Raw genomic sequence first — 21,567 nt, forward strand, 5'->3', positions numbered from 1 at the left:
GGGCGTTAATCGCCACATCGTTGAAGGTGCTCAGGTTGTTCGCAGAGGTGATACGCACATCTACGTCCTGGCCCAGGCTGCCGTTAAAAACGGCATCGTTCTCGGCCAGACCGAGAACACGCAGATCATCAGTGTTGCGATCGCTGGCACCGACAATGTAGCTAAATGTCAGTGTATTGGTGTCAGAACCACCGGTGTAACGGGCAAACCCACCGTTACTCAGTACCAGTGTGGATACACCTTCAGAGGTATCCACATTAACCACACCGGTCATGCGCACGCTAAAGCTGAGCACTTCGCCCACTTTAAAGGCTTCGGTGTCATTATCGAGGTAACGGATCGACTCGATCTTCACATCGGCGAGGTTAACCACCTCGTCAACGTAGACGGTCTGATCGCCCAGTGACACAGAGGTTGCGCTGGGCAGTTCAGGCAGTGACAAAATCGCCGCATTGCCAGAAGCATCGGCGAGGAAAGAGCCGTTTGAGAGCAGCTCACCGAGCTGCAGGTCAGCGACATCCATGGTGTCAGTGACCGTAAAGGTAAAGTTGAGCTTCTTCGTGCCTGAACCTGACTCGTAGGAGGCGATGACATCGTCCAGTACTTCGCCGTTGCTCATAAGCGTCAGGGTTGGCAGCTTCGCGCCCGGTGTCACACCGACCGCTTCATCAAACACAACAGTCAGGGTGACTTTATCGCCAGGCAGGTAGTTACCGCTGACAACATCTACAGAGGCTACGCGCGGTGACACGAGGTCGTCAGCAATATCTTGCAGTGAGGTTTCAATAGTGACAGCAGCGCCAGCATTGGCAGTAGAAACGATCTGGCTATTAACACCTGAAGTGACAGTGGTCGCAGCGACAGAACCATCAGCGGCGAGAACTGATGCGCCATTTAAAGCAAAACCGGTGACTGACAGAGACGGGGTAGCGTTGTCAGTATCCGATACAAAGTAGTTGAATGTCAGTGTGGCGTCGTCGGTTTGACCGGCGTATGTCGCAATCGCGCCGTTAGACAACGAAAGAAAAGGCACAGCGCCGTTTGACACTGTGACACTGTCACTGAACGTTGCGCTGATAGGCACAACGGATCCGGAATTGTAGCGCGCTGATGGCACGCTGAAACCTGAAAGAAAAGTCATCTCTACCCCTAGATTTGCTCTTCGTTTAACTTCATTCGCCTCTGGCTAATAGTGACAACTAGTGACACCAATCCAACCAGGTTTGTCATTATACTGACAATTTGTCACTGATGTCAAACATGTCAGGTATTTTTTGTCACACTCGACTATGTATGACATGGGGTAGATATGCGGGGAACTACTTTAGGGCATAAAAAACCGCCCCGAGGGGCGGCTGTTGGATTCACGGATAACTGAATTACCAGTTGAACTCCCAGGTATCAACCTGTTGGGTTTCTGTGATGTGCGTCACCTTAAGCCCAAGCGAGACAGATCGATCTGACGATGCATCGTTGCCAGCCACATCGACACCGGCAAACGTGACTTCACCACTGGTAATGTCGCTTCCGGTTACTGCGTGGGTCGACACAACCACACCGTCGACGACTAACTCAAGCGAATCGCCTTCGGCTATATCGACAAGCTTAATGACGATATCAGGGGTAGCGTCCGCGTTAACACCACTGTCATCAACGGCGGCGTTAGTTCCGTTATATACAGTATTCGTACCGGTTATTATTTCCTTGAATACTGCATCTGCCGTGTCCGTAGGAGATGCGTCAGTATAGTCGATTGCACCGTTGAGTGGATTGAAGTCGGTCTCGCCGAGGAGTTCGCCCTCTAGGGTATAGGCTTTGACAATTAGGGAGTCGGTGACGAATTCGCCGGCCACAATCCAGGTGCTCGTGTCACTGTTGTAATCGTGTACAGAACCATCGATATCGACAAACGTCGTTTGATCGTAATCGTAGTAAGATTTTGCGGTGTTATTGCTGTCCACGCCCGTAAGTTGGCCCAACACCAAATCAAACACTAACGAGCCACCTTTCAGATCATCAAGCGACACTCCATTGGAGGTCGCTAGATCAAAGACTAGAGTATCGCTTTGTGTCGCATCCGTGCCCGAAGTAAACGTGGCGACAATCTCATCTGTGCCTACCTTCGTGACATTAATTTCTGTGTTGGCGGGAATGATCAGTTGTTCGCTGTAGCTCAGCGTAAAGCTTGTTGTTTCTAGCTCCACTGTCTCGACAGTGGGTTGAATATTGTTAAATGACCACTCTCCTGCAACATCAATCGCTGAAAAAATGAGATCGGCGTTACCGCCGGCGCCAGTCAATGTAACGCCGTCATCGAGGACGATGGCGTGAACCGAGACTGTTCCAACAAAGTCAGTATCCATGGGCTGTGTCACCTGGAACAACAAACTGCTGGCATCATTTGGGTCGACCGATTGCAGTGCGGCGTTGAGTTCTTTCACCACTGGATTACCCAATGAATCAGCCCCAGTCAGGTGTAGTACAGCCTTGACCCCTTGTACATCAGACGGGGTCACCGGCTTATCGAAGGTGACTTGTAATGGCAATGTAGCACCCTGCAAGGGCGAAACATTCCATTCGGCACTGATCACTTGCGCAGCATTTGGAGCAACATCGGACACAGCGACAGTCAATGTTTTGTCTGAAAATTCATCACCATTGCTTGCGCGAAGAGTAAAGCTGAAACCATTGCTCGCATTGCTCTCGTAATCTAAGTTCTCCAGCGCGGTAATTGCACCCGAACTTGAATCAACTGAGAAAGGCACGGTGATAATTGGCTCGTCATTCACATCGAGCTCTGAATTCTCAACGATCGAATACTCAATAGTTCCGTTAACGCCAGATGCCAGCGTTGCGATACTTGGCTGGAAGGTTGTCCCGGCCAGAACTTCTGGGGTCTCAATATTTTCTAGCGCTGAATCAAACACTGGATTGGTGCCGTCATCCAGTACAGCGACCGTTAACGGAAGGTCCTTGGGAACGCCCTGCTCATCGGTTGCACGAATTCGGAAGTTGAGCGTAGACAGCGTTTCATAATCGAAAGTCACGTCATCTTTGAATACAAGATCCCAGTACTCCGGCGAATCTGCATTCTGCGTGATGGTAAAGAAGTCAACGGATCCGTCTAACAGAGTCAAAACTGCAGCGGGATCATCAACGCGCAACTCCCAAGCATAAGCCGAAAGATCTGTATTCTCTTCAACTGTCGCAAGACTCAAGCGCATTTCGGAGAGTTCGATACTCTGCCACTCACCAGTGGCGATATTTCGCTCTTTCAGGGCAACGAAGTTAGCTGCGGTACCGCTCTCATTGACATCCAAGCGCACATTTTGAGTAGCCGTTTTACCGTCTGCTCCAGTGGCGATAAGCGTGAAGGTATAGACGCTCTTTAGATCGTAATCTGGTGATGCATTGATACTGACGTCACCGGTATCTGGGTCGACGGTCAGGAGTTGGAAGTCACCGGTACGTGCTAGCGAGAATACAACTTGATCCGACACATCACGCTGACTATCGTCATCATAGATGTCAGTAACTGTGCCCGGACTGTAGACCAGCGCGCCCGCTTCCACATACTCCTCAACCACACGCACAGCATCGTAGTCATCCTCAGCAGTACCATCATCTTGGAATTGAGGTGCGCTCTCATCCAGGTTACCGATATGAGCTGCAATGCTGGCTGTTCCGCCGATATTACCTGCCGCATCGACGGCATTTACCGTCAGGGTTATCTCTTTCGTATCCTGATCAACCAACCGATCTTGAACCAAGGATTCGAAGTCAAATTGCCATAAGCCGCTGACTGCGTCTTGGCGGATACTGACACCGCCGGTATCAGGGTTAATTTGGAAATATTGCTGATCTTCGGCGCTCAGTTCGTATGTGATTGATGAGGTATCGTCCGACTGAGCGATGAAGAACAGAGTGGACTGATAAGGCTGATTCTCCAGTAATTCAATCAGACCACCAGTGATCTCATCGCCATTGGAATCAACAAAGATAGGAGCCGTAGGCGGCGTCGAGTCAAAAGTAAACACACCGCTTTTCGTCGGCACACCAATAATTAGGTCACCGGCTGAGTCCAGCATTCTTATGCTGTAGTTGATATTGGTGTTATCTAGCTGCGCGGATTGGAGTGCGGTTAAGGCGGTCAGATCGAAAGTTGAACTGCCCAGATACCCCGCACTGGTAACGCTCGTATCGATTGATGCAACGAGAGAATCATATCCATCCAAGGTAAATTCAATTTTTGCGCCAGCCGGCGACGCAAAGCTGAGAATAGAGAACTCTGCATCAGGACGCAGCACCCCTTCAGTTGTATCCACACCCAGAATTGAGGCACCTACGTTGTAGGTGACCGTGGTCATCTCATCAACCGGTGAATACTGGGGAATCTCATTACCCGCAAGATCACTGACTACCAGTGTGTCGAGGAAAACCGCGTCCGGGGCAATGTTCAGCGTTGTATCGTCAACAGTGACACCCTGCACCACGAATGTTAGTTCTGAGGTGACACCGGTTGTGTCGGCTGGAACTACCAGGGCTGCTTGATTCGGCTCACCAACTAGATTGGATAACTGCAGATAGCTGGCGTCTGTTTGAGCAACTAGCGTAGTCCAGTCGATAGTTGCACTGGCATCCAACTTAGCGACTACTGTGACGTCTGCTTGGTCATTTTCATCAATGACATAGCTGACCAGCATCTCGGAAAAATAAGGGAGACTGGTGTCGATCGTGTAATTTCGATCCAGAAAAAGAGAAACCTGATCTCCGGTGTTACCCGCCGCGTCAGACACCCGGAACTTCACAGTGGTATCACTGTTGAGATTCGCATCGCTAAAGCTCACAGCAGTAGAACTGATAGCAGTTGCGGCGACCTGGCTCCATGCAGCACCATTCCAGTACTCTAGAATTTCACCAGTAGCCAAGGCTGCCGAGAGTGTCGCACTGATTGTGAGGCCATCTACATCATTGGTGATGAAATCGCCTTGTACCCCCGAGTCATCACTGATAGTTATCGCAGTGACAGCCGTCGTGGGTGCTGTGGTATCCAGCGTGAAAGTAAGGCTCTGACTGGCAGAGACATTCCCGGCAACATCAGTCTGTCGAACCTCAACAACATAAGCTCCATCGGCCGAACCGTCGGTTGCCGGAGCGGTGTAGGTTTCACTCCACGAACTGAACGCCCCCGCATCCTTCTGCACTCGATATTCAACAATAGCGCCTGATTCTGCATTTGCTGGTGCAGTAATAGCGCCAGAGTTAGTTACTGCATCTGAATCATTGCCGGAGACACCGTTGGTACTGTCAACAGCCAAAGTTGCGTTTGGTGTAGCTACAGCCGTGTCGATGGTAATTAACTGCGAATCCACAGTTCCCGCCGTTCCGGCTGAATTCACAACCCGCATCTGTACTGTCGCTGTAGACGTTAAACTTGAGGCATCGTAGCTAACTGCAGTACCTGTTACTGAATCGCTGATATCAGTCCAGTCTGTACCGTTAGTTGAGAACTCAAGACGCTGGCCCGTTGCCAGCGCGGCATCAAGTGTCGCGGTGATGGTTAGACCGTCGTCGTCGCTGGTGATGAAGTCTGGAGTGGACGGTATTCCGGCTTTGACATTAAGAGCAGAAACGTCAATATCTGTCGCAGTTGGGCGAACCAATATCTCACTACCGGAACTGTAGAATTCATCTATCCCTACTGCAGCTTTCCACGTAGTTAACGCTGCGGGCTCGGGATTTCCTCCTCTGAAGGTCTGCAAAATCTGATATTGCAGAGTATAGATCGAATCACCCGGAGCCGGTACCGCAAAATCAGAGGTGTAAGTGGCTCCATTTAACTCCAATGTTAAGTAGTCACCAACCTGTACCGAGCTAATATCAATTAATACGTCCCCTTGCTGTCGATTGGGGTCAGTACTAACTGCAACAGCTAAATCTGCCATAGGCGGATATGCTGAGGTGTCATCCGAAATCGCATCGATCGTAACCGATGGAACTGGCAGAAGAGCGGCTAATTCCGCCGGCGTATCTGCGGCATTAACGCCGGCTGACACTGCCGCGGCGTTTAGCGCAGCAACTTCAGCGACAGCGACAGTACGGCCCAAGCCTATGGCGTTGTAATCATCGGCATCCGGTGCAGCACTGCCCTGATCGTCGATGTAATCCAAAACTACCTGCATCGCTGTCAATTTGGCGTGTGCCGCATCGAGCGCTGCCTGAATAGCCGATGCACTAAGCGTTCCGGTTATCCCACTGACAATCTCATTCGCAAGAGAAACAAGCTCTTGCGTCAAAGGCAGATCAGAAGATCCGTCGTTGTAGGTGTCTATGCCAAGAGCGAGATATCCAGTGAACGCGGGTAACTGAACCGTCGACATAGCCGTAGGATTTAACGCCTCAATAATAATGTTGAGGGATTGTACTCCCCAAACACCGGCGCTATCGATAATGTCCTTGCCAGCATTTGGTACGGACGGAGATGATTGATAATACTGCTCTCCTGAGTATCGTTCCGACACTACATAATCGGTTAAGCCAGCACTAGTCCATGCGTTTGGCAAACCGTTGAAAGCGTCGACAATTGCGTACAGACCGCCGTCAAAAGCTGGATTATCCTCATTTCCAGAAACCGACGTGTTCAAGTCAGTCGTATCAACTGAAATATCGGTACCAGTACCTCCCCTAATTGCTAGCGCAAAACGAGCACCATTAATCGTCGCATAGCGGTAGGTCACATTCGGACCTGAGCTTGGGTAAGGGTTAACATTTCCATTGACGTCTTCTTTGAAAATGTTCTGTGCTTCAGCCAAGGTCAAACCATCATTAGATCTTCCAACAGCGTTATCCCCGTTTCGGTCGAGCAAGTAATAGACTCGCCCACCATCAACGGTCACTGGCAAGATAAGATTGCCCAAACTACCCATATCAAATGTCGACGGTACGGGAGGTGTAACAAACTCTTCAAAGGCCTCCAGCGCGAGCGCAGCCGGCGTAATTGCAACGTTATTGGATAGCGTCACACTAGTTAGGCTATCTGAGTTCCCAGCCACATCAGTGAATTGGAAGTCCACCGTAACATCGCCACCAGCTGCCACTTCGGTATCGCCTGCCGAGACGATGTAGGTAGCTGAATAGGTACCATTACCGTTGTCCGTAACACCTTCTAGCGTTACACCATTGAACTTGGCTGCTGAGAACGTAATTCCAGTTTCGCCGCTCGCGGATGTAAGAGTAATTGCCACCGAGTCACCCACGCCGTAGGTTCCTGGAGCTACGCTCACCGACAGGTCAACTGCAGTATCTAGCGTCAGATTAATCATTTGCGTCGCGGTATTACCCGCAGCGTCAGTGTGCTTCACCTCAACCTTATAGCTGCCATTTGTGGTTGGCGCAGTGTAGGTACCAGCCCAGTCAGAGACAACACTGTCATCAGCTGCATTCAAAATGCGGTACTGCAGTGTATCCGAACCTGTATTTGTGGGTGCTGTAATGCCCGCCGTATCGGTTATGCCATCTGTCGCGCTGCTACCGCTGTCGGTGGTGATAAGCGCATCAGGCATTGGGATCGTTGAATCATATTCAAACGTGATTGTCTGAACTGTAGAAATGTTGCCCGCTTCGTCGGTCTGACGTACTTCTACTTTGTAGTTACCATCAGTTGTCGGCGCTATGTAGCTAGTCGACCAATCCGTCACGACAGCATCGGAGTTGTCAGCATCAAGCACACGGTATTCAACTACCGCCTGCGTCTCAGCATTGGTAGGCGCAGTGATAGCCGCACTATTTGTAAGGCTGTCATTCGCAGTACCTGAATCGCTTGTCAGCGCCGCATCGGTGGTAGCAGGAGGTGTGGTATCCAACACAAAGCTGGAAGTTGCTGCAGTACTTACGTTGCCTGCATCATCTGTCGCTACTACAGATACGGTGATCCTACCGTCGGTTAGCTGCGTCAAATCTGCAGAGGACAACTGTACAAATTGACCTCCGCCAGTTGCTGTCAGCGTTTTCTCAACTTCGTTGGAACCATTAGTGAAGGTTAAAGTGATCTCTGTGCCCTCTTCCGCAGAGACGTTGTAGAGACCCTCAGTTGCATTCAACGACGTGATCTCAGTTTCGGTCAATGCACCGGAAACAGCCCCATTAACCGCAAGACTTGGCGCATCTGGAACGACTGTATCAATCACAACAGGTTTCCCGGTTGGTACCGTCTCTTCACCCAGGGCATTACGAATCTTCAGTGTGATCGCCGCAGACTGGGTCAGCGTTGGATCAAGGTACGAGACAGACGTACCTGATACGCTAGAGCTAATGTCGACCCACTCACCTGCACCATTGAAGTACATAAGCTTGTGACCGGCAGCTAGTTCGGCGCTCAGAGTCGCCTTCACGGTCAAACCAGAAGTCTGGTTTACAATGAAATCACTCTCGGAGAAATCGGTGCTAATTACACCACCTAGTTCAATTTTGAAACCTGTGGTGGACATGTCAGCGCCGTCTCGGTCTCGGACATACAGGTTTCTAATCGAACCCGAGCTCGAATTGCTAGCTTGATAGCCGGCTGCGTAGATCTTTGCATTCAGCTGATTGTAAATATCGATGTAACTCGCATCACCGTTCCAAGTCGTATCGAATGTTGCAATTACTCCGTTTGAGTCACTTACCGTATACGTGCCAGAGCCAAAATCTTCGTAGTCAAAATAGATCGTATCGGAACTCGTGCTAACGCGAGTGTCGGATGGTCCAATCTCTCCAGATACATTTTCAGTGACCGTGTAACCAAGACTATCGAAGGTAATTGCCTGAGTCGGTGTTACTGGTTTCACCTCCTGCAATGCCACCGTCACATCAGTAGTATTGTTGAAGCTATCCGTGAATCCGGCTGTCACGGAGATAGTCTCAGTACCCGCAAACTTCGCATTTACCGCGGTGTAGGTGTCCATGTTATTGGCTGTCGACTTCGTAAAGTACGCAGCAAGCTCGGTATCGGTCAGTGCTGTTCCGTCAACCTTCACAACAACATCGGCATTCTCAGTTACCGTAAAGCCGTCATCATATGAGGCGTCACCTAAATTCACTACTGCGGTCAGAACTGGGGCATCAGGTGCCGTGGTATCCAGAATTCCTGTACCCGCCAGCTCGGTGGATGCGTAACCCAGGTTACCCGCCGCATCCTTAAGTGCGGCAGTAATAGAAAGGGTTTCGGTACCATCGAATGCATCGGTAATCGCCGTCGCGGTGTAGGTACCTGCAGGGCTTTCAATGATGTCAAAACTATCGGTAATGTCGGTTGAACCATCCATCAACACCACGGCTGCGGAGTGTTCGCCAACGATCGTGAGCACATTGCCGTCACTTGAAAGGGTCGGCTGGTTAGGACGATCGGCATCCAAGCTAAAGCTTGCAATATCAGAGCTGGTGGTTTGGTTGCCGGCCAGGTCGGTGGAGATCACCGATACTGTTATCGTGCCTGTGCCAAGGTTGTTTACATCCCCAGCCGTCAATACCAACTTCTGCGCGCTGCCATCATTGGCTGACAGTGTCTTCGTAACCGAAGTGCTGCTAGATGCATCACTTGTTAGGGTTACTTCGAGCGTTTCACCCTGCCCGCCTTGAACGGTAATGACACCTTCAGGAGCTGTGGCTTCTACGACACTTGCTGCATCATCGCTTATCGCCACTGGAATGACTACTGCGGGAGCAGACGGATCTGTGGTGTCGACTACGATATCCTGTGAGGCTGTTGCGCTGGCCTCACCAGAAAGATCCTTCACACGGATTTCGAGTGTGTAGGTCGCATCTGCGCTAAACGCAGTTGAACCGAATGCGATAGCGGTGCCGGTAATAAAGTCATCGGCAATCTGAGTCCAGGCACCATCATCAATACGGTACTCGGCCAACTGCCAAGCTTTCAGTTCAGCGCTCAGCGTTGCAGAGATCGTTTGAGCGCCGGTATGCGACGTGATGAAGTCAGTAGCAGAACCACCCGCATTATCAGCATCAAACGTATCCATGCTAATAGCGTCGATGCTAGCGACCGTCGGCAGTGGCTCAGCCACAAGGTCTACGAGGCTTTGAACGGCTGACTCAGTGAGCGTTGCTAGATCTTCACCGCTGTCCGTACCAATTGAGCTGTGCGCCAGAATTGCGTTCGCTACAGCGACATGACGCTCCTCCAGCGTTACCGCAGGTGAGCCAAAGGCGGTTATACCTGCATCTTGGTATTGCGCCAGCGACGGTGCAGCGACATCGACACCATCGGCTTGCGCGTACTCAGCGATTGCAGCTAGGGCTAATAGATGATACGAGCCTGTGGTGATCAGACCTTGGATATCGGTGAAACTGGTGTAAGTTCCTGACGCAGCATTTAGTTGCTGCAACAGAGCAGGAATTAGCTGATCCGTGATACGCGAGCCATCACTCAGTTCAAGGCCAGCTTCACGCAGATCATCGACATCAGGCGGAGTGTTGTTGCTGTCGGCAATATAGGCAGCGATTTTCGTCAGCGCGGTTGTCTGAGCCGTCATCACGGATGACGCAATTGCCGCGATCTCAGACAGATCTTCAACATTGCTTAGATCCGTTTCAGCGCCGAGGGCTTCGTTGAACAGCCTCAAGTTAGATGCATCGATGCTCAAGCCAAGCACCGCTGTATCGGTCTCTGACAACAAGACATCGGCTTCGTCATTGATCTTGCCTATTAGGCGATCTGTTACTGCAGTGAGTGCAGCGATCTGTGCCACTGTGGACACATCATTCTCATCCAGACCCGCAACGATCTCGCTGACGAGGTCGGCTTGCAGATCGGCCTGCGCATTATCTGCACGTAGGGTCACACCAACTCTGGTCAGATCTGTTGCAGCGATTGCGCCACTATCGATTGCTGCAACATCCAGAATGGTCTCCATGCTATCGAAAACAGCCTGGATTGACTCGCCCGTGGTCAGCGTCTCATTGGTTGATTTCAGGGCTGAGAGTACCGCATCCTCGCGGCCTGCAGTGACATCTAGACCCACATCTACAAATGTCTGGGCCCCCATAGCACTAGTATCAGCCTCTGCATCGCCTGCTGCAGCAATCAGCTGCCCATGAGTGGTGATGGCTATCGCCATCAAACTCTGGAGCGACGCCAGATCAGATACAGCACTCAGGTCTGTCTGCTGTTCAAGTACTGCCTGCAATGTGGAGAGGTTATCGGCAGTGATGTTGGTGACACCTAGATCTTCCAAATCGCTCTGAGCGATATCAGCTGTGCCTGCCACATTTGCAAACAGTGCCGTGGTAAGCGACAACAGTTCGTTAATATCAGCAACGCTTGCAAAGTCAGACTCATCCGCAGCCGCGAGAAGATCACTCACTAGGGTGAGCTGCACAGTTTGCGCTGTTAGATCAGCAACCGGTGTCAAACCAATGGCAGTCAGCATTTGCGCTGAAACGGCTCCTGTATCGCTGTCTGCGATATCCAACAGGCTATTAATCGCATCAACAGCGGCTTGGACGTTAGCAAGGGTTGTTGCACTGCTGGTGTTCTTCAATGCTGACAAAGTCACTGCCAGACGCGTGTCGTCTAGAGCGTCGATCCCCATGTTGGCAAAGGTTGTTGCAGTAAGCAGAGAGGTATCCGCACTGCTCTGCCCGGCAACAGCCGTGATGTCGGCGAAAGCTTGAACAGTGGTATTCAGTTTGCTCTGCAGTTCCGCCAGGGTTGAAACGGAGTCCACCGACCCAAGGTCGCTGAGCACCTTCTGTAGCGCCGGTAGGTTATCTGCGGTAGCTCCCTGAATACCCAAATCTAGGTACTCAGCGTCGGTCACCTGAATGTCAGTGTCACCGGCAGCACGTGTCAGAACGCGGTCGACAAGGTCAACCTCTACCTGCAGGTCAACAAGACGCGCAACATCGCTGAGCGAAAGTGTAGCTAAGAAATCTTGCAAGATAGCGACCTGAGCGGGTTGGGCACCGGCTGTCGCTGTCAATTCAACACCAATGTTGACGAGATCAGCCTCATCAAAACTTGGTGTACCGGACTGTGCTGTCGCTAGAATAGCGGTGTAGCTGTCGACAAGTGTCTGAACAGCAGCGAGGCCGGTCACCGTGTTACCAGTATTGGCCAGCGCGTCTTTAACGGCCAGAGCCATATCGTCCGCGGTTAGGCCCGTGATAGCGTCATCTGTGACGCCATCTACGCCCATTTCACTGAATGTCGCAGCATCAATAGCGGCTAACGCTGCGCTTGTATCCGATTGAGCTTGGGCTGTAGTTGTTAGCGCAACCACTGCATCAAAGGCATCAACCGCTGTCTCCAGCAGTGTTTCAAGGTTCGCGTATTGAACCACTGCAGCACTGCTGGTTTGATCAGCCAGCACCTTCAGCAGAACAGCACTTCGACTGTTGCCAGCGCTGTCGGCCAGCAGATCAGCAAACCCGAGTTGTGTTAGCTCCGCATCGGATATCGCGACGCTTTGCACATCGTTTGAATCTGCGAGTGATAGAACCTTCTCTACCGTGGCAACGTAGCTTTCGATCTTAGCGACTGTGTTTATCAGATTCGCCTGATCTGCCGCAGATTGTCCGTTTCCTACAGACGCAATAACCCCTTGCAACAGCGCTACCTGATCTTCTGAACGAGTCGCACTTAGGTTGGTGACTCCAATTATCTCAAACGCCTGTTCAAGTTCCGCAGCGCTTGGTTGAGCGCCGGTTGCGTAAACCGTGTTAAATACTTTGTTGTAGCTGCTGGCCAGGCTATCGATTTGAGCGTAGAGATCACCCTCAACTTCAAATCCATCGCGCACGCGCGCCAAGGAATCCAGTACTGCGCTGAGATTATCGGCACGCACTTCAGCCAAACCGATATCCGCAAATGCCTCGAGACCAGGTTCTGCCGCGTCAGCAGCCGACGAGTATGCGTGGATCAACGCAGATGCGGTGGTGACTTTGTTCACCAGCGCTTCGACGACGGCAACCGTCATCAGATCTATTGCGCCTAGTTCGGCATAACCGCTGGCGTTATTAGTGTCTGCGATGACTTGTAGCGTCGGATTACCCGAAGCATCGAGAACTTCAGCGCCTTCGCTATCAAGAACCTTCTCGTATCTTAGCGAGGTGTTGACGATGGTACTGCTTGCCGTGAACGTCGCTGTCCAGTTAATACCGTCGGTGCTGCTCCAGATTGGCGCACCCTCGGCAGCAGTGAAGTTACCGCCTACCAGTTCCAGTACGTCGTCTGGCAACTGCCCCACCCGCTCTGGGAAGCTGATCGTCACGACAGACGACTCCCCAGCCACCAACGCAGTTCTTGTGAATACAATGGTTGCCTGACCAAGCGTGTCAGCCAACTGATCAGCGAGTACGCGGTTGATCGCACCCATTTGGGTGTCATCAACGTTTTGAATATCCAGCGCTTCAAGCTGCGCTGTGGTAATACCTGAGGCTCCCTCTGGCGAACTCGTAAAAGTTGCCAAATCAGAGGTTGTTACCTGTACATAATCGCGGTTCAGACTGAGTGTGTCTGTCACCTCACCGACTCGCTCCCAAGTTGCAACCAGACTATCGCCTGATTCAGCCAAAGTGAGGGCAAATGGCAGATCGGCGTAGGCGTCCGCTGCCTGCAATTGCGCAAGCAGATCAGTGATGAGGTCGCCTTCGGACACATCTACCGTAAGTACAACATCACTAAACTCTAGACGGACTTGTCCTGGGGAAAGCTCAAATCCACTTTCAACAACAGTACCTGCAGGTGCGATTGCCTGTACAGCAAAGCTAGCAATATCGCCGCTCTGAACGACAGTCGAAGTGATTTCGCTGGCTGCAACAGTTTCAGTCAGGGTCGACTGGAAGGTTGAGTCGGGCTGAGGTCCAAAAGACTTGTAGAGCACTTGTACGTTGTTGCCGTCGGCAACCACGGTGTAGTTCTTAGCAGAATAACCAGGCTGCGCCTGAATTGCCGCGACCAGGTCACTGACGCTCGGGTTTACCACACCAGAGAGATCCAACGACAGTGCATCGCCACCAATATTGATCGCAAACACAGCGGGCTCTAGCGTGCCATCGGTGCTCACTGTCAGGCTTTGCTGCGCCTGAACCATGGCATCTGCCGTACCCGCTTGTAGCGCAGACAGATTCTTAACCGCTTCAGCTAGCGTGATAATTTTATCGCGGGTATCCACGGCGGTATCGCCATAGCGACCTGAGAGCCTGTCAAGAAGCTCATTCATTACAGCGCGCTCAGTAGCGGCAGTTGCAGGCAGAATATTATCGACGCTACCAATAATAAAGTCGTTGCGTGAAGAGCTCTCTGCGGGGTTACCCACCAAGTCAGCAGTGCTCGCTTGTACTTCGAATACTGCGCGAGGGTCATCAACCACAAAGGTAGGCTGGGGATCTTCGCTTTCGGCAGCAGCGACGGAGATCGCTTCGGTCAAATCTAACGACCATTCGAACTCAACGGTTCCATCTACAGTGTTGTAGGTGGCGCTATTGACAGTAAGCCCAGCGGGTAGCAGTGAATCGTTTATCACGACCGCGCCATCCACGATCTGCAGGAAGCTTGTGTCCAGCGAGTATTTGAAGCTATCGTCTAAGGAGTTGTTCAACAGCACATTGAGGTTGTCGCCTGGGCGAATACCCTCAATCGAGCCTTTTACAAGCAGGGGGGCGTCGCTTGAAGGCGCAGTAACCTCAGCAACTGGCGGCACGATGTCGACTGCTACTAGAATTGGGGCACTGAAGTCCGCCTCTTGCCATACCTGTGTTTCGCTTGCGGCTATTGCGAAGCTTACAGGGATACTATTGGCATCGCCTTGTAGCTCAATGATCTCCATCGGCACAGGCACCGAGATCGAGCCATCTTCAGCGATATGAGAGGCATCGATTACCACCTCAAAGATATTGGGCTGACCATCATGATCACCGCCAACGATATTACCCCAGCGCACAAAAATAGTGTCGCCAAGTTGAGCACCTTTAATCGGCAGCGTTGCTGTCTCGGCTTCCGCTAAGTTCAGACCAAAGCCCGAGGCTGCAGCGGCATCCATATAGGCCAGATCCATGAGATCGCGGTTTACGCCAACGGAATCGAGTGACTCGATGCTTGATGAAGCCTCGAGGGCTTCGACCAAAAGATCGGCACCGGCCTGTTGAATCGCAAAACCGGCTGTACCGTCGATGTTAGTGACAGGCTCAATCTGCTCTGCAAGCTCTGACAATGTTGCAGCAACAGAACCGCTGAGGCTGTCTCGCGCTGATAGCATGGCAAGCACTTGACCGTATTTAACAGATGCTTCGGAGACACCTTCTTCTCCTGGTTGTAGCAAGTCTAGGCCTGTATCCGCCTCAACTGCCGCAGCGTTTGTTACCGCTGGTGTAGTCGCAGTGATGTCATTTAAGCCAAAAATTGAACCAATACCTGCGTTGTACTGATCAACAGTTGCAACGTCGAGCTGAGCGTCAGGCCCATTGATCGCAAAGAATTTTGCAACGGCCAACTCAGTCAGAGGTGATACGGTCACGTCGACCGCACCCGGCCCAGTAACATTGAACATTGCACGAATAACGGTATCCAGGTCTTTCGCTTCACCGGTGTACTCGTCGATGTAATCAGGATCAGAATCCTCGTCGAGAACTTCAAGAATCACAGGTCCACGATAGCCCGCAGGGTAGGTTTCGCTTGGCGAGACTACGATGCTTGCTTTACCCGTTGCCGGGTCGATATTAATTACAACCCCATCTTCAAGAAGCGAATTACCCGCTTTGTCTAGCAGATCAATCTGAGCCGCGGAGTTGACGACGAGACCGAGCACGATCGATGGATTAAGCTCGAATGACTGAGTATCGACACGCTGCGTGTGACTGAGATCTGACTCAGAGAGGTTCTGAGCAAAATCGCCTAAGGCATCACTAGCGATGCTTACCTTCAGATCGGCATAGGTCAGATCGGGAATCTGAACGTCTACACTGAAGCGCGTCAGATCCATTTCACCCTGTTCATTGAGCTCAAAGCGGAAGTTCTCTGCTACTAACCCTGTATTCCAGCCGGGATCCGATTCAGTTGGCTGAGGCATCGCATGCAGGTTGCCATCAGAATCTTCGTAGGCACGAGGTGCAACCGAACTGCCGGGGATCTGAGCCAACTCGATCGAGAAGAAATCCAAAATCTCAGCTTCGTTATCAGCCACCAGCTGTGCAATTGCAGCAGTGTCCGATGGATCAATACTCTGGTCAGTCGCAAGAATCCAATCCATCACCTCTGAGAATTCAAAGGTGAAGCTAACGGCCTCTAGCGTGTTAACCACATCCTCACCGTCATCATTGGCAGTGAAGCTGTCGGTGGCAGCAGTAAGTTCCGGCGCTTGGGTATCGACCACCGCCGTGGTGTAGTTACGCTTATCGCTCACCATCTCAACAAGCGCGGGGTTACCGGCATCATCAGTCAGCACGGCTGACTGCTCTGCCAGACCGAGAACCTCTAGATCATCGCTGTTGATATCCCCCTCAGCGACGGTGTATTCAAATCGAAGGGTGTCTGTTCCATCTCCTTCGATGTAGTAAGCAAGCTGACCATTACTCAAGGTCAGTACTGGGCCATCGTAATCCTCATGACCTATTTGCGACTGAGTAACAGCGTTCAAGTCAACGTTGATGACAGAATCAAACGCCACTTCAAACGCAATCGTGGTGCCTGCTTGGTAGTAGCCGTCATTCGCTACATTAGTCGCAGCAGAGGCGCCCGTTGCGCTAGAAGTTGTCTCGACAATGCTGATTGTCTGCACGACCGGCGCATCCGTATCAACAACAACGAGGTTCGCCGATGTCAGAGACCCGCTCTTAATTCGGCTCACATCGAAGGCATTACCATCTAGGGCATTGCCGGCGGCATCCGCAATCACTCCGCCGTTCATCACTACGGCGTTAACTGCTAGCTCAGCTGCAGACTGGTGATTATCCAGTACGTCGTATCGGAACAGGAGTGTGTTCGAGTAACTGCCCGATACATAGCTGGCGACACCGCCATTCGACAGTGCCAAGGTAGGTCGGCCCGCCGTTGTATCGACTGAAACCCACTCAGTGGTATGCATTTTGATCCAGACTACATCACCGGTGTTGTACATGCCGATCTGTGCAGGATCCACCTCAGCGCTGTTGTACTGCGCCTCAATTGCACTGAAGCCAACAAGTGCCGGGCCCTCTGCGTCAACAATAACCGTGTTCTGTAGACGGTTAGACGATCCGAGCTGCGTTTGCGTCAGGTTACCCGCCTGATCAACAACCAATTTGTCATTCTCTAGGAAAGTGACAACCTGCAGGTCTCGGACCTGTGCATCACCCTCACTGAAGGTGTATTCAAAACGCCAGCTGTCAGTACCCGAGCCAGAGACGTAGGTCGCCGTCTCACCATTGGATAGTGTCAGCGTCGGCACTCGATCACTCGCCGGCTCATCGGCTCGATCCATTAGGGTCACCGCCTCAGAGAATTTAACGTCTAGGGCTAGCGTATCGCCGATAGCATAAGCACCGGCAACAGTTTCAATACCCTCGATGCGCGCGTTGACTGTATCAACAGGCTGAACCAGCACGTTAGAAGCAAGATTTGCGTTGAACGCCATATCAGCGACTGCACCATCAGCAACACGTACTTTTACCGGATCAGTGCTGTTGTCATTCGGTATAACAACGAAGCTGTACTCGCCTTCTGGCCGCCCGGAGTTATCAGGCGTTTCGAGACTGTCGAGATCAATCTCGCCGTTGAGAACATTGATCCAGCTGAAATCTTCAGGGGTGCCCGGGATGCTCGGTGCAATCGCAGAGTAACTAATCTCTCCCGTCTGCGCGTCGACTGTGCGTAACTGGACCGCTTCGGAGAAGTTGATAACGATACGGACTTCATCACCCTCACCGGCAATCCCTCGAAGGTCGGAGCGGATCTCTACCGTTGGGTAGGCACTGTCGAGTGTGTACGCAGCTTCCGCTGACGTTCCCAGACCATAATTTCCTGCCAGGTCCGACACCTGAGTCATATCAAGAGAGATAGACTGTTCACCAGCTTGAGTACCTTTGAGTGGTGTGAAACTACCCGTCCAGGTTACCCCGCCATCATCACTAGAGAGCGCGCCAAGCGAGCCATTTTCAAGATTGAAAAATTCGGGGCGCAGCTCTTTTACCGCTGCATCAAAGACGACTGTCAGCGTCGCCAACTCACCCGCACCGAGGGTCGCAGAGCCATCTGTATCTAGCAGGCTGATCTGCGTCACCTCTGGTCGCGAAAGATCGATCTGCACGCCACCCTGATCATCGGCTAGAGCGCCATCATTTGGCAGACTCAAATCGGCTGATTCACCCGCAACAACGCCGGTAAAACGGGCAAAGTTAGCGCGAAACTCATCGATTGCGAGCTGGGAAGCCTCGCCATCGGTTGCTCGTACTGTGTAACTGAAGACTAAGCGGTTTGGCGTTGAGGCTGCTGCATTGAATTGCGCAATTTCACCATTGCTCAGTTTCAGCTCTGGAGTACCCAGCGAATCGTCCATCGCAACGGGTTTGTTCCAACCCAACGCAATATCGATAATCTCGCCTGCCTGATAGTTCCCCGCGTTAACGGAGATGGTGTTGAAGTAAGGCGTTGCGGCATCAACGACGACATCAGAGCGGTACGATAAGCGGCTATTGTTACTCAGAATTGCCGGGTTAACTTCATTACCTGAGATATCTTTTAACAGCGCGCCGTTACCAATTAGAGCGTGGACATCGAGGTCTGAGGTGTCGAAATCGTTCGGTTGAACGACATATTTAAACTTGAGGTAACGGCTCTCATCGCCGCTTACATACTCAGCGACCGCACCGTTACTGAGCGCTAAGATTGGACTCCCGTTGGTGAAGTCGACATAAACGTTTTCGCTGAACTGAACCGTCAAATCGACCTCATCACCCGCGAGATAAAGCTTATCCTCAGCCGCGGTGATGGTTACGATGACCGGCGCGACACTGTCGATCTCAACGGTTCGCAGATCTGCCAGATTGGTACCGGGCTCTATCTGAGCTTTCGCGGCATTACCGGCAAAATCAGTAATAACTGAATTGTTGCGTACCAGAGCGAGCACATTGAGTGCATCTACCTGATCGTTCTCAACGACTGTGTACTCAAACACCAGTGTGTCGCTCTCACTACCGCTGATATAGCTGGCCTCTTGGCCGTTGTTTAGAGCGAGGAACGGACGGAAGCCGGTCGATGTATCAACCTTTACCTTTTCGTCATACTTCACCGCGATACGAATAGTCTCGTCCACTGTGTAAGGCGTAGTATCAACGGCAGTCACCGAAACAATCTGCGGCGGGATCACATCCCACGCGCGGGAAAACGACTGCTCCGCGTTTTCATTGCCTAATAGATCGGTCACTGTACCCTTGCGCAGCGCCACAGTGACTTCACCCGTTGGGTTATCAGCTAGCGGCTCTACCTCCAGCGTGTAGACCCGATTCGGGACTACCTCGGTAAAACCACTGGTCACTCGCAAACCGTTGGTAATTGTCAGGTCGTTGACATCGAAACCGACAACTTCTTCACCAAAATCGATGGTAAAGAGACGGTTATTATTGAACAGGATCTCTTGCGAGAAGCTGACTATCGGGCCTTGAGTATCGATGCTCAGAGGGTTTGAAGCGCTCAAGCCTACACCCGCGTTGCCAGAGTCATCAACGACCAGAGCGTTATCGAGTGTCAGCGTTACACCCTCTGCCTCCTGACCTAGGCTAGGGATGAATACCCCTTTCCAGACGGTTCTCGGTAGTTCGGTACCGTCCACCGCTACCAACGTATTCAGCGTTCCGTTAGAGACTGTGATAGCTGAGCGCGGATTCGATACCGGCTCAGCAAAAGTCAGAGTTACACCGACGGTTTCACCGGCGACAACCTGCGAGCTATCAAAGCTGATTTGTCCCTCTGGGCGGGTTGTGTCCACCTCGATATCGTAAGTAGTTGCAACGGCAGTAATATTACCCAGTGCTAGAGAGACCTGATCATTTGCATCAGCCAAAGAGACAACGTCCACACCATCGGCATTGAAACTCAGCACATCCAGGTCAGATGAGTCAGCGTCACCATCCTGAAGGGTGTAAATGAACTTGTAGGTGCGGGCATCTATCTGCGCAGCATAATTTGCAGTAGTGCCGTTACTCAGGCTGAGGTTCGGTGAACCATCGCCTTCAAAGTCGACCGGCTCAGAGAACTTAACCAGGAACTCAACACTGTCGCCGATAGAACGAACACCATTGGTCGATTGAATCGCGCTGATATAAGGGGAGCGCGCATTGATCTCAACATCGTTGAAGGTCGATAGATTATTTGCGCTGCTGATACGCAGATCGACATTTTGCCCCAAGGTGCCAACAAAAGCGCCATCGTTCTCCGCAACACCGAGAACCGTCAGATCCAACGTATCACGGTCGCTCGGTTTCACAACGTAGCGGAATGTCAGCGTATTTGTTCCACTTCCCCCTTGATAGGTGGCAAAACCACCATTTTTAAGCACGAGCGTCGGCACACCCTCGGTGGTATCGACGTTGACAACACCGGTCGTACGAACCGTCAGATCTAGAACATCACCCACCACAAACTGCTCGGTGTCGTTATCTAGATAGCGGACACTCTCGATCGTGATCGGCTCATAGGTCACTACATCCGGAGCATCTGGATTCTGGTCACCGAGTGATACAAATAGCGCGTCAGCAAGACCTGGCACTGGGACTTCACCCAGTCCGTTACCAGCTGAGTTACCATCACCATCAAGGATGGTACCGCCATTAAGTAGAATCGTCCCAACCTGAAGGTCAGCAACATTCATCGTCTCGGTAACAACAAACGAGAATGTGAGAGTCTGTGTGCCTGACCCTGCTGAGTAGACACCGAAAACGTCGAGTAGTTGTTCCCCATCGCTGGTCAGCGTCAGCGTGGGTGTACCGTTACGGCTGTTGACTAGCACAGGCTCATCAAAAACGACTTTGAAAGATACGGTTTCACCCACCAGGTAGTTGCCGCTGACAACCTCAACCGAACGGGCTTGCGGGAGAACAAGGTCGTTATTGGTTTCAGTGTTCCCAACGATGGCGATTTTATCTTGCAGCGTTAGGTTGGCATCATTTGCTAGGTCATCTGGGGTTGCACCGATCAGATAGACATCCCGGTCCTCAATCGCCACTGTGGTAACAGTAGAGTTGATAATTGCATCGCCCAAGTAGAATCCGTTAACGCTCAAGTCCGGCGTTGAATCGTCAGTCTCGGCTACGGTGTAACGGAATACAAAGGTATCATCGGAGTTTAACGCTGCAGTCGCCTCAGCGTCATAGATCGCCCAGCCGCCATTGGATAGATGGAGGTAGGTTAAATCCGAAGCCCCCTGGATAGAGACCACGTCATTGAAACGGGCCTCTATGAGCAGACTTTCATTGTAATTGGTCAGTATCTGACGCGCTGCAAACTGTTGAATTGTGATAGCCATTGTACTCTCCTTGCGCTAACAGCGCACTAGCCCTGCCACACAAGCAAAGCCGGTAAATTCTTTAAAATCTGATGCTTAT

General features: G+C 51.6%; 2 protein-coding genes. Both read right to left on the bottom strand.

Translation table 11 applies throughout. From position 1 onward, the window contains the following. Window positions 1-1,141 (bottom strand): hypothetical protein (locus XMG59_RS08640; RefSeq protein WP_217363722.1); only part of this gene is annotated, 1,141 nt, incomplete at its 3' end. Window positions 1,142-1,379: 238 nt separating this feature from the next. Continuing rightward, window positions 1,380-21,488 (bottom strand): Ig-like domain-containing protein, encoded by a 20,109-nt coding sequence (locus tag XMG59_RS08645; protein ID WP_173498558.1) that lies wholly within the window; start codon window positions 21,486-21,488, stop codon window positions 1,380-1,382. Between the last annotated feature and the right edge of the window lie 79 nt (window positions 21,489-21,567).

This window comes from Marinobacterium sp. xm-g-59, assembly GCF_013283315.1.
Taxonomy (GTDB): Bacteria; Pseudomonadota; Gammaproteobacteria; order Pseudomonadales; family Balneatricaceae; genus Marinobacterium_E.

Coding starts and splice junctions, on each gene's coding strand:
- XMG59_RS08645 (WP_173498558.1), bottom strand. CDS start 21,488: ATGGCTATCACAATTCAACAGTTTGCAGCGCGTCAGATACTGACCAAT.